Source organism: Bacillus cereus group sp. BfR-BA-01380, assembly GCF_022663535.1.
Classification (GTDB): Bacteria; Bacillota; Bacilli; order Bacillales; family Bacillaceae_G; genus Bacillus_A; species Bacillus_A cereus_BB.
Genome location: NZ_JAKUFS010000010.1, coordinates 148,385 through 160,008, shown reverse-complemented (window position 1 = coordinate 160,008; position 11,624 = coordinate 148,385). Strand labels below are relative to the sequence as shown.

Sequence of the window (11,624 nt, the reverse complement as noted above, 5' to 3'; positions counted from 1 at the left end):
GCGGAATAATAAACTTACATAAATGCTTTTAAAAGCTCTTGTACGAATGGAAGTAATCCACCGATAAATTTTAAAACTGCCATTGCGATTGCCATATGATTTCCTCCTCTAATCTGTACCTCAATTCATCCTTGCTATACAGATCATTTGTATGATAATTTTTATAAATAATTGCGGAATAATAAATTTACATAAATGCTTTTAAAAGCTCTTGTACGAATGGAAGTAATCCACCTAAAAATTTTAAAACTGCCATTGCGATTGCCATGTGATTTCCTCCTCTGATCTGCACCTCAACTTATTTTTGGTATACAGATTGTTTGTATGATAATTCCTATAAATAATTGCGGAATCATGAACTTACATAAATGCTTTTAAAAGCTCTTGTACGAATGGAAGTAATCCACCGATAAATTTTAAAACTGCCATTGCGATTGCCATATGGTTTCCTCCTCTAATCTGTACCTTAGTTCATCTTTACTATACAGATTGTTTGTATGATAATTTGTATAAATAATTGCGGAATAACGAACTTACATTACTGCTTTTAAAAGTTCTGCTACTAATGGAAGTAATCCACCTAAGAATGATAAAACTGCCATTGCGATTGCCATATGATTTCCTCCTCTTTCTTGTTGTTAAGATGTGGTTCATCTTTATACCCTTATTATAGTAAGCGCTTACAATTTTATCAATACATTTTAATATGCAATATTACATATTAAAATACGTTTTAAATTCTCTTCCTTTTTTATGTGTCCATAGATTAAGTGAGGAAACCTTGTTTGTTATTTTTAAAGATAATATTGTAGTTTATATGTATATATCGATATAATGAAAATGGTAGAAATTTTTTATTTGAAAACATTTCAACCTATAAAGGAATTTAATGTGAATCCAAGTACGATGGTGTTTCAAGAAGAGGGGGAAAAAGCAAGTGATTTTAGTTTAGGCTTAATGGCTGTTTATAAAATTATTGTTGTCGATAAAGGGGTTTTAACATGGACAAAGCTCATATATTTATACAAGAGGAAGTGAAAGCATTAAAGCTTTTTTTAGGTTTATTTTATATAATCTTCTTCTTGAGTGATATCCTGTATTATTATTTTTATCCAAAAGTGCAAATGGGAGGTAGCGGTATAGGTTTTCCAGAAGGTGGTTTAGGATTCTGGATGTATCCTTTTATGTTTTTATTGTTGTTAATTGCTATCTATTTTATAAAAAAGAAAAATATATATATTGTAAAATATATTATTTTTATAGGATATGTTTTTAGTAATTTTATTGATAACATAATGATTTATTATGGCACTACAAAACCATTTGAAAGTGGTAATGCAGTAGAACCATTTTTATTTTTATTTTCCCCCATCTTTGTAAATAAACGCTATTTTCGGATCGTGTCACTTGGGATTGTTGGAAAGTATACCATTTTAGGAATCATGTTACATGCACCGATTGTAATTGTACCTATTGTGCTCTGTGTAAGTTTTGCGACTATCGCGTTTATTCTGTTAACACGTTTTCAATCGTACGTACGTACAATTGAAAACATGTTTGAAGAAGCACAACAAGCTGAAAAATTAGCAGTCATTGGAAAAATGGCGACTACGATTGCACATGAAATACGCAATCCATTAACATCATTAAAAGGCTTTACGCAGTTGCAGAGAGAAAAACACCCTGAAGATGTAGAATACTATAACATCATGGTGCAGGAAATTGAACGTATGAATGCGATTGTTAGTGAATTGATGGTTCTTGGAAAACCGAAACAGAGGCACTATGTATTACATAATATAAAAGATATTTTATATTATGTGATTTCGATTGTAAAACAGACAGCTTCTCAATATGGTATTACAATTTCAACAATGTTTGCTAAAGAATTACCTTCTATAAAGTGTGATGAAAAACAGATGAAACAAGTATTTCTTAATATTATTAAAAATGCGATAGAATCTATGCCCGGCGGCGGTAATATTATTGTGGAAGCGAATATAGTTCATGGTGATCAGGTTGTAGTGAATGTGATTGATGAAGGGTGCGGGATGGAGCAAGAGAAAATAGATAAAATAGGTGAAGCTTTTTATACGACAAAGGAAAATGGAACGGGTTTAGGTTTAATGGTTACATATAAAATTCTTGAAGAACATCAAGGTGAAATGGAATTTGAAAGCAGACTTGGTATCGGGACAAAGGTAAATATCAAGTTGCCGGTAGTAGAAGTGAATTAAATATACGTGAAAAAACGAGATGCGTGTTTATCACGCTCTCGTTTTTTTATCGCTATTCATTATCAGCCTCTAAAAATTCTTTAAGAGCCAATAATCTTTCATCCCAATATTGTTCAAAGAAGGAAAGCCATTCTTTTAGTTCGGCAAGAGGTTCTGGCTGAAGCTTGTACCGAGTTTCTCGTCCGACTCTCTGACTGCTGACAAGACCCGCAACAGAAAGAACATGCAAATGTTTGTTAACTGCAGTACGAGTTATAGGAAAGTATTCCGTAATTGCAGTAATTGACATTTCTTTTTCAGCAAGCAATTTTAGTAGCTTTCTGCGAGTAGGGTCAGCGATTGCTTGAAAAATATCATAATTGGATGGAGATGTGGTCAATTTAAGCCTCGATTTTTACAGGAAGAGTTTCTTTGACAATTTTTTCCCATCCGCCGTTCATAAAGCCTTGAACGACTGAGTGAGGTTGCCCAAACTCTGTGACTTTTTCTGCATCCCAGCCAGAATGAATTAGCGTGAATTCTATTTTTCCATCTTCTAATTCTTTTAAATCAAAAGTAAGATGCCAGTCTTTACCCCAATCAAAACCAACACGGTTCATAGGGTTAATTTCTGTTACTTTACAAGGAGAATCACCATATTGACCTGCATGAAGTATGAAATCATGTCCTTCAATAGGTTCAAAAGTACTTGGCATCCACCATGAAGCAATACCTTCTGATGTTGAAACAGCTTTCCATACTTTTTCAATCGGAGCATTGATTACAACCGTTTTACGGATTTCTGGTAAAATTTTATTTGTTTGCATAACTGAGCCTCCAAATTTAGATATAACACCAAATGGTGTCAGGAATTTATTGTAACACCTTTTGGTGTTGTGTCAAATGATTTTTTAATTTGTATTCATATACTTTGTAGTTGGGTATTCACCTATTCCTTCTTACTTGCATATCGTAGCTTATGTAATGAAACTGCTTACAAGGGAGTGAAAGGCAGTGGAAGGAAACATAAAAAATTATTATGCTGGCGGTAATACAGCAAGGGGATTTTACAGTTTGTATGAAGAGAACGTAACGGGGTTAGACCGATTATTTATTCTAAAAGGTGGGCCTGGAACAGGAAAATCTTCACTTATGAAGGCGATTGGTCGTGAGTGGGTACAGAAAGGGTACGATATTGAGTTTTTACATTGTTCATCTGACAATCATTCAATTGATGGTGTGATTATTCCGGCGTTAAAAGTAGGGATTGTTGATGGAACGGCACCTCATGTGATTGAACCGAAAGTACCAGGTGTTGTAGAAGAGTATGTAAACTTAGGGATAGCTTGGGATTCTGCTCAGCTTAGGAAGCATAAAGGTGAGATTGTACAATATACATCAGAAGCGACTCATTCGTTTCAGTCAGCTTATGCGTGTTTTAAGATGGCACTAGAGATTCATGATGAATGGGAGAAGTTTTATATTGACCACATAGATTTTGAAAAAGCAAATGAATTAACGAAGCAGCTTATGCAGCAATTTTTCACTGATAAAACGTGTACGAAAAAAGCGAATGTGAAGCACCGTTTTTTAGGTGCAGCGACGCCGAAAGGAGCAGTTGATTTTGTTCCTAATTTAACAGAAGATGTACCGAAGCGTTATTTTATAAAAGGGCGACCTGGTTCTGGAAAATCGACAATGTTAAAGAAATTAGCAGCGGCAGCGGAAGAGAAAGGATTTGATGTTGAGATCTATCATTGCGGCTTTGATCCCAATAGTCTTGATATGGTCATTGTAAGAGAACTTGGCTTTGCTATTTTTGATAGTACAGCGCCGCATGAATATTTTCCAACTCGTGACAGTGATGAAATTATTGATATGTATGAACTTATTATTGAACCGGGAACAGATGAGAAATATGCAGTAGAAATTCAAGATGTATCAAGACGCTATAGAGAGAAAATGAATGAAGCGATGTCCTATTTAGCGAAGGCAAAATCTGTGCGTGATAAACTAGAGAAAATTTATATTGCGGCGATGGATTTTGAAAAAGTGGATGCATGCAAAGAGGAGATTCAAGCTGAGTTTGAACAGATCGCAGAACTTGCTGCCGAGAAGCAAAAATGAAGAAAAGATGAGATACTTTGTTGTATCTCATCTTTTTAAAATCGGGCGTGTTTGTTTGTATAAATCAAGATTTGGACTTGAACCATTTATGAGAACATCACGCATAATTCTCGCGAACACCATGCTGTATACTATGCCATTATCCCCATAAGGATAGATAAAATAGCAGTTAGGCATTTCTTCATATATACCAATCATTGGTAGACCGTCATGCGTGCCGCCGTAAAAGGCACCAAAATAAAATTCAGGTTTTACATCGATAGTGGGAAACAACTTTTGAAATTCTTGTAATAGTGTATCTCGTTTATGGATGAGTTTCGCATCCCGTTCTTCTGCGATATCTGTATCTTCATCAAGCCCGCCGATAATAACGCGGTTGTCAGTAGTAGTTCTTATATAAATATATGGACGAGCAGTTTCCCAAATAAGTGTCCGTTTGTACCAGGAGGAAAAATCAGATACAGGGGTTGTGACAATTGCATAAGAACAGCTAAGTGTTGCATTTTTGTCTTTTTTGAACTCTAGCCCTTCATAACCAGCAGCAATTATCACTTTTTTTGCAGTGATAGAATGACCGTTTTTTGTGAAAAAAGTGGCGTTATCTTTTTCTAATTTCTGCCCTGTTATTTCGGTATCTTCATATATTTGTACGCCTTTATTTGAGGACTGTTTTAATAGGCCGTGCGTAAATTTATATGGGTTAATTTCACCATCGTTGTATGTATAAAGAGCGGCACGTTTTTGAAAGGGATACTTTTGACCAATTTGTTTTTCTGCTAGCCAAACTGCGTTGAATCCATGCTTTTGTAAGTAATAAAGTTCTTTCTTTAGTTTCTCAATATCATTTTCACAGCTGGCATAATACAAGCTATCACGACGAATAAAATCAGATGAAATGGGTAAATTTTGAGAAGCAGTTTCAATGTCGCAAATGGCTTGCTCGCATAATTTAAAGTGACGAACTGCATGCTCTTCTCCAAACGTATTCACAAGTTCAAAAAACATTTTTTCACCTAAATATTGAATGAGTCCCGTGTTCGGTAAATTGCTGCCATGTCCAACTTTTCTTTTATCAACAATAACGACACGTAAGTCTGTTTCACTTAAGAAATATGAAAATTGTGCTCCAGAACTCCCTGCACCTATAATTAACACATCACATGTTATATCCTCTTGTAAAGATGGATAAGTGGGTGAACTTGGGAGAGTTGTGTCCCAAAAAAATTTACCTGTGTGTAAATCCATTCCTATACACCTGCCTAAATGAAAATCATACTTCTAAAGTTGCCGATTTAATGGAGTTGTATACATTTTTGAATAAAAAGAAGGAATGTTATTCTATTTGTCGAATTTCCGAGGAAATGATCAGAAAATGAGAGTGATACATATGAGAGAAAAAATCCAATTAGAATTAGAAAGAATTGAGAAAGAGAATGATGTGAAAATCTTGTTTGCAGTTGAATCAGGGAGTCGTGCATGGGGATTTCCATCAAAAGATAGCGATTATGATGTACGTTTTGTATACGTACACCGAGTCGAATGGTATTTATCGATTGAGCCGAAGCGGGATGTTATTGAGTATCCAATTAACGATGCTCTTGATATAAGCGGTTGGGAGCTCCGCAAGGCATTACAGCTATTTTCTAAATCGAACCCAGCTTTGTTAGAGTGGATAAGTTCTCCCATTGTATATGCTAAGGCGTCAAATCTTCCTGAACGTTTGCAGGAAATGAGTAGTCATTTTGATCCAAAAGCAACGGTATATCATTATTTACATATGGCATCTAAAAACTATCGCGCATTTTTACAAGGTGAAGAAGTAAAGCTAAAGAAATATTTTTATGTATTACGTCCGATACTGGCGTGCAAATGGTTAGAAGAGAAAAGAATATTGCCACCTGTTGAATTTGAAAGATTGGTGAATGGATTAGCCTTGGATGCTGTACTTTTACAAGAAATCGGGGAACTGCTTGAGAAGAAAAAAGCAGGTATCGAGATGGACGTAGGACCAAGAATTACGTTACTGAATGAATTTTTAGAAGAACAGATTACCTATTATGAAGAATACGTGAAGAGTTTAGAAAAGAAATCAATTATAGATATTGAGAAGTTAAATGTACTGTTTCAAGATATGTTATATCAAAGTTGGAAAGAGCACTGATCATATGAACTGCACCCGAATTGTTAGACACAGTCTAACAATTGGAGGTGCAGTTTTTTCAACCTGTATATACAAGGGTTACATATCCTCAATTCTTTTTAACGCTTCATCTGCCGGCCCTTCAATTACTTCTCCTTCAATTGAGAAACGTGAACCGTGACAAGGACAATCCCATGTGCAGTCACCACTATTCCACTCCACCTCGCAACCTAAATGTGTACAAGTTGTATCGACAATGTGAAGTTTCCCGTCATCGTCTTTATACGCACCGGCACGTTTTCCGTTTACGCTTACAACAGCACCTTCTCCGTTTTCGAGATCTTCTGGTTTACGAAGAGCAAATTCCAATTTTCCTTCAATTAAATGTTTTGCTACGTCGAGGTTTTGTGTAACAAACGTTTTTATATCTGGATTCGTATGGAATCGTGATGGTGCGTAGAGTTCTTTATAGGGACTATCGATTTTCATAATGGATGCTTTTAGCAATAAAGCTGCTGCAGTTCCATTTGTCATGCCCCATTTGCGGTAGCCTGTTGCTACAAAAATGTTAGGATTATTTTCATTAATATGTCCGACATAAGGAACTTTATCGAGTGTAATTAAGTCTTGTGTTGCCCATCTGTATGGGATTTCTTCTATGCCAAAGGTTTCTTCGCCAAATGTTTGCAGCGCTTCGTAATGGTTCATCATGTTAATACCTTGTCCTGTTTTATGACTTTCACCACCAATTAACACGAGTTTTTGGCCATCCATTGTGGTGTAGCGGAGGGATCGTTTTGGATTATCGACGCTTATATACATTCCTCCTGGATACTCTTGCTTTGTTTTCACGCCAAGGACATAAGAGCGTTCTGCGTACATTCTGGCAAAGAAGAAGCTGTTTGCATCATAAAAAGGAAAGTGAGAGCAAGAAATAATGTAACTACAAGTGATGCGATGTCCATCTTTTGTGATAACTTGTGAATAAAATCCTTTTTCCACATCAATTGCAGTTGTATTTTCATATATAATGCCGCCCGCTTCAATGAATTGTTCGACAAGTGCCGCTAGGTAGCGAAGCGGGTGGAACTGCGCTTGATTCTTGATAACAAGTGCTGCTTTTATGGGAATTGGAAGAGGGATACTTTCTACGTATTCGCCAGGAATATCAAGCTTTTTGTATGCCTCTAATTCTGTTGTTAACTTGTGAAGATTATCGGTTTCGTTTGTATATAGATAAGCATCGTCTTCTATGAAATCACATTGGATATTGTGCTGCTGTACGGTATCTTTTATAAATTGCAGTGCTTCATTGTTTGCCTCGTAATATAATTTTGCTTTTTCTTCTCCAAAATGATTGATGAGTTCATCGTAAATAAGATCATGCTGCGTTGTAATCTTTGCAGTTGTATGTCCAGTTGTTCCGTTTAAAATATTTCCTGCATCAATTAAAGCAACTTGGATTCCTTCTTTTGCGAGTAAGTAGGCTGTTGTGATGCCAGTGATACCAGCTCCGACAATGGCAACTTCTGTTTTTATGTTCTCAGTTAGCTTCGGGAAAGTAGGGAAGTTAATAGAGTCACGCCAATATGGTTCTGGAAATTTTGGGAGTTGTTTATATTCCAAGAAAATGCACCTCGTATTCTAATAAGTTTACTTTACTTAATTTTTCCAATAACGAGAATTTCATGTGTTGAAAATAAATTATTTTAAAATAATTTATTAATGTGATTTTTAGACATAGTTTTCATTTGTATATGGTTGACATCATGGAAGACAAATAAGATAGAATATAGTATTCTTCACAGAATAAAATGTTTAGTGAAGGCAAGAGAAAGGAATGATAGGAAGTATGAATGTTGGTAAATAAACGTGTTTCCTTTAGTAACATAGGAAGTGATTATGAAAATATAACCAACTTTTATTACTAGGTCATAAAAGTTGTTGACAATATAGAAAGCGTACTGATATCATTCATCTTGTGGAAAGGTTGATAAAGGGTAAAAAGAGAAATGTTTTTCAATGAATAATAATTGTAAGAGTGAGTGAGCATGATTTTCTGTGAGAAAGAAAATTTATAATAATCGTATTATCAATCTGGAAGCGACAATCGATGTATGCAAAGTGCGTAAGCGCGGCAAGAGAAAGGGGCAAAAGAATGAAGGATCTTCATACGTTTGGATGGTATGCAGCACGCGTATCACCGCATTTGCCAAAAAAGGCATTTAAACCAGTCCCAGCTCGTTTATTTGGTGGACTAGCCTATTTACTCGTTACGGTAGCGGGGTTTTTGGCAATTGGCTTATTCAATTTGAATGTGTGGGCTAATCTTGGAATTGCAATCGTTTTAGGATTGTGTTTTGCATCAATGGGATTTCTTGGACATGAAATTTTACATGGTACAGTAGTAAGAAAAGCTTGGTTACGAGATTTTCTTGGAGCAATTGCGTTCCTGCCATTATCAACTGGACCGAAATTGTGGAGAAAGTGGCATAATTTGACTCACCATGTGCATACACAACATGAAGAACATGATCCAGATGCGTGGCCAACGATGGATAAGTTTAAGAAAAGCAAATTTTTACGATGGGTATATCGCCTACCATTACATGTTCGTTCTTTCTTTAGCTTTTTGTCGTTAACACTTCAATTTACGGTGCATTCGTCTCGTATGTTTTTCCTTTTTATCAAGGAATTTAAGCCATCAACTCAAAAATCTGTATGGCTTCAGCTTCTTTTACCGTGGACAGTGTGGATTAGTTTATTGTTTATTATGGGTCCTGCAAAATGGTTTTTTGCTTATGTTATTCCATTATTAATTGCAAACGCTATTGTAATGGGATATATCGCAACAAATCACCGTTTAAACCCGATTGTTCCTGTAAATGATCCACTTGCTAACTGTTTGTCAGTAACAGTGCCGCGCTGGGTAGACGTATTACATTTTAACTTCTCATATCATACAGAACATCACTTGTTCCCAGGTATGAGTTCGAAATACTATCCGTTAGTAAAAGAGAAAATTAAAGAAATGTGGCCAGAGTGCTATCATGAAATGCCGATGGGGAAAGCATTAGCTGCGCTTTGGAATACACCGCGTGTGTATTATCAAGGCAGTGAGTTAGTTGATCCGCATAAAGCGCATTTATACGGCTCTTTAGGAAATGGGTTAGATCCTGCGAATATTGAATATCGTCAGGAAAAGATAGAAGAATCAAAAGCTGTGAAAAACGGCTAAAACATAAACATAAGTTTAAAAAATGATATACCCCCCCTTTTTTTTAGGAGGACGAGAGCACCTGGCCGTGCGTAGAAGCGGTCAGGGCTTTTTTATGGCCACGAGCGATGTTTCAAACAAAAGGAGTAAGCGAGTGCAGGTCCTGTTTTATTCTGCATAGCAGTGACTTAGTTTAGGAGGATGAGGGCACCTGGCCGTGTATAGAAGCGGTCAGGGCTTTTTTATGCCACGAGCGATGTTTCAAACAAAGGGAGTAAGCGAGTGCAGATCACGTTTTGTTCTGTATAGCAAAGATATATAGAACGATAAAAGCACGAGCTCGCGAAGAGTTCGTGCTTTTTACATAGGGATTTCTTCTTGTTTCACGGCTTGTGTATAATTCGTACTTTTTCGTGCCAATCTTTTTTCAAGAAGATGTACAAAATACGTGAATAGAAGTACAAGCGCAAGGTAATAGACGCTGACAATCATATATGTTTCGAGCTGCTGAAAGTTTGCGGCAGCTTCAGAAAGCGCAGTACCCCACAGCTCTGACATTCCTACATAAGCAACGAGCGAAGAGTCTTTTAAGCCGATAATGAACTGATTGCCAAGCGGCGGAATAGATAGACGAAACGCTTGAGGCAAAATAATACGCCGCATTGCTAATGGATATGACATCCCTAAAGAGCGAGCTGCTTCAAGTTGACCGCGATCTACAGATTGAATAGAGCCTCTAAAAATTTCTGTAATATAAGCACCGTTATGAATAGCGAGAGCAATTGCCCCCGCCCAAAATGGGGATAATACAATAATAGATGTAATTCCAAAGTAGAGGATCATAATTTGTACAACCAATGGTATACCACGAATAATGGCAATGTATACATGTGCAATCCCATTTAAGAATTTACTATTTGAAATACGAAAAAAAGCAAACAACAATCCAATTATGGATCCAAGTAATAGGGATGTTATTGTTAATTGTAATGTAATGACAATTGCTTTTAGGAACGTTGGATATGTAGATATAAAAATATCGATCATGGTTAGCACCTCCATATCGGTTTATTTAATTACTATGGTAGTGATGCCCCGCCAAAAGATGCGGGGCGCTATTTATACGTAAAAAATCTATTTTTCTTTTTCACCTAGAATGTTACGATCGAACCACTTTTTACTGATTTTTTCATATGTGCCATCTTGGATGATTTCGTCTAGTGCTTTATTTAATTTTTGTAGTAATTCTTTGTCGTCTTTACGAACAGCAATGGCCATTTCATCAAGGGATAATAGCTTTCCGGCATCTTTTATATTTGCTTTTCCTTCTTTCATCATACGAAGACCTACCATTTGATCTGTCACAACAGCATCTACTCGTCCTGGTTCTAAGTCCATAAGAGCGGTAATATCACTATCGTATTCGGTAATTTGGTCTGTTTGTTTGGCAATAAGTGTTTTGAATGTACTTGCTTTTACAACACCTACTTTTTTTCCTTTTAGATCTTCAGCGGAGGATATGGAGGTGTTCGTTTTTTTTACGAAAATTTGTGCTCCAGAACGATAATATGGGTTCGTAAAGTTAACTGCTTTTAGACGGTCTTCTGTAATGGCCATACTTCCTAAAATCACATCATATTTTTTTGCTTGCAATCCTTGGATTAATGTTTCCCAAGGATTTGTCACAGGAACAGCTTTCATATTCATTTTCTTAGCAAGAGCTTCACCAATTTCGACGTCAAAGCCGGTAAGCTTACTATTTTCTTTATAACTAAACGGTTTATACACACCGCTCATTGCGTAGCGGAATTCTTTCTTTCCATCGGTTGATGCAGTACTACTTTCTTTACTGCAAGCACCTAATAATAAGGACGCACATAATGTAATCACTGCTATCGCTTTAAACATATTTCGTTTCATAAAA

General features: G+C 36.2%; 11 protein-coding genes. 5 read left to right on the top strand and 6 right to left on the bottom strand.

The features are described 5' to 3' along the window. Positions 1-858: 858 nt before the first annotated feature. Together MR076_RS12015 and MR076_RS12010 are read left to right on the top strand one after the other, a co-directional pair. Positions 859-1,038, top strand: a complete 180-nt coding sequence (locus tag MR076_RS12015; protein ID WP_242220809.1) for a hypothetical protein — start codon at positions 859-861, stop codon at positions 1,036-1,038. Beyond that, a complete protein-coding gene (locus MR076_RS12010) occupies positions 1,002-2,237 on the top strand; it encodes an ATP-binding protein (protein ID WP_242220807.1) in 1,236 nt (411 codons plus the stop codon). The genes MR076_RS12015 and MR076_RS12010 overlap by 37 nt, the downstream gene beginning before the upstream one ends. A 52-nt stretch (positions 2,238-2,289) precedes the next feature. Here the strand turns inward: MR076_RS12010 and MR076_RS12005 are convergent, their stop codons facing one another. Together MR076_RS12005 and MR076_RS12000 are read right to left on the bottom strand one after the other, a co-directional pair. Then, positions 2,290-2,616 carry an ArsR/SmtB family transcription factor gene (locus MR076_RS12005; RefSeq protein ID WP_242220805.1) on the bottom strand — a complete coding sequence of 109 codons (327 nt, stop codon included), beginning with the start codon at positions 2,614-2,616 and terminating at the stop codon, positions 2,290-2,292. Position 2,617: 1 nt separating this feature from the next. Continuing rightward, positions 2,618-3,043: an SRPBCC family protein gene (locus MR076_RS12000; protein ID WP_242220803.1), complete on the bottom strand. Its 426-nt coding sequence runs from the start codon at positions 3,041-3,043 to the stop codon at positions 2,618-2,620. Positions 3,044-3,230: 187 nt separating this feature from the next. Here MR076_RS12000 and MR076_RS11995 point away from each other — a divergent pair, with 187 nt between their 5' ends. Further along, positions 3,231-4,343, top strand: coding sequence for a PRK06851 family protein (locus MR076_RS11995; protein WP_242220800.1), 1,113 nt, complete (start codon positions 3,231-3,233; stop codon positions 4,341-4,343). 27 nt (positions 4,344-4,370) lie between these two features. Here MR076_RS11995 and MR076_RS11990 read toward each other — a convergent pair whose 3' ends face one another. Further along, entirely contained in the window at positions 4,371-5,588 is a 1,218-nt protein-coding gene (locus tag MR076_RS11990; protein WP_242220798.1) for an NAD(P)/FAD-dependent oxidoreductase, read from the bottom strand. A gap of 142 nt (positions 5,589-5,730) precedes the next feature. On the opposite strand from MR076_RS11990, the gene MR076_RS11985 reads away from it, so the two are divergent. Then, positions 5,731-6,504, top strand: coding sequence for a nucleotidyltransferase domain-containing protein (locus MR076_RS11985; RefSeq protein ID WP_242220795.1), 774 nt, complete (start codon positions 5,731-5,733; stop codon positions 6,502-6,504). Between the two features lie 78 nt (positions 6,505-6,582). Here MR076_RS11985 and MR076_RS11980 read toward each other — a convergent pair whose 3' ends face one another. After that, positions 6,583-8,109: an FAD-dependent oxidoreductase gene (locus MR076_RS11980; protein ID WP_277928454.1), complete on the bottom strand. Its 1,527-nt coding sequence runs from the start codon at positions 8,107-8,109 to the stop codon at positions 6,583-6,585. Between the two features lie 532 nt (positions 8,110-8,641). Here MR076_RS11980 and desB point away from each other — a divergent pair. Then, entirely contained in the window at positions 8,642-9,721 is a 1,080-nt protein-coding gene (gene desB / locus MR076_RS11975) for a Delta(10) desaturase DesB (RefSeq protein WP_242220793.1), read from the top strand. A gap of 339 nt (positions 9,722-10,060) precedes the next feature. On the opposite strand, the gene MR076_RS11970 is transcribed toward desB, so the two are convergent. Beyond that, positions 10,061-10,747 carry an amino acid ABC transporter permease gene (locus MR076_RS11970; protein WP_242220791.1) on the bottom strand — a complete coding sequence of 229 codons (687 nt, stop codon included), beginning with the start codon at positions 10,745-10,747 and terminating at the stop codon, positions 10,061-10,063. 87 nt (positions 10,748-10,834) lie between these two features. Beyond that, positions 10,835-11,620 carry an ABC transporter substrate-binding protein gene (locus tag MR076_RS11965; RefSeq protein ID WP_242220789.1) on the bottom strand — a complete coding sequence of 262 codons (786 nt, stop codon included), beginning with the start codon at positions 11,618-11,620 and terminating at the stop codon, positions 10,835-10,837. Positions 11,621-11,624: the final 4 nt, after the last annotated feature.

Excerpts from the sequence above, each read along its gene's own strand:
- MR076_RS12010 (WP_242220807.1), top strand. The coding sequence starts at position 1,002 with ATGGACAAAGCTCATATATTTATACAAGAGGAAGTGAAAGCATTAAAG.
- MR076_RS11970 (WP_242220791.1), bottom strand. The coding sequence starts at position 10,747 with ATGATCGATATTTTTATATCTACATATCCAACGTTCCTAAAAGCAATT.
- desB (WP_242220793.1), top strand. The coding sequence starts at position 8,642 with ATGAAGGATCTTCATACGTTTGGATGGTATGCAGCACGCGTATCACCG.
- MR076_RS12000 (WP_242220803.1), bottom strand. The coding sequence starts at position 3,043 with ATGCAAACAAATAAAATTTTACCAGAAATCCGTAAAACGGTTGTAATC.
- MR076_RS11985 (WP_242220795.1), top strand. The coding sequence starts at position 5,731 with ATGAGAGAAAAAATCCAATTAGAATTAGAAAGAATTGAGAAAGAGAAT.
- MR076_RS11990 (WP_242220798.1), bottom strand. The coding sequence starts at position 5,588 with ATGGATTTACACACAGGTAAATTTTTTTGGGACACAACTCTCCCAAGT.
- MR076_RS11965 (WP_242220789.1), bottom strand. The coding sequence starts at position 11,620 with ATGAAACGAAATATGTTTAAAGCGATAGCAGTGATTACATTATGTGCG.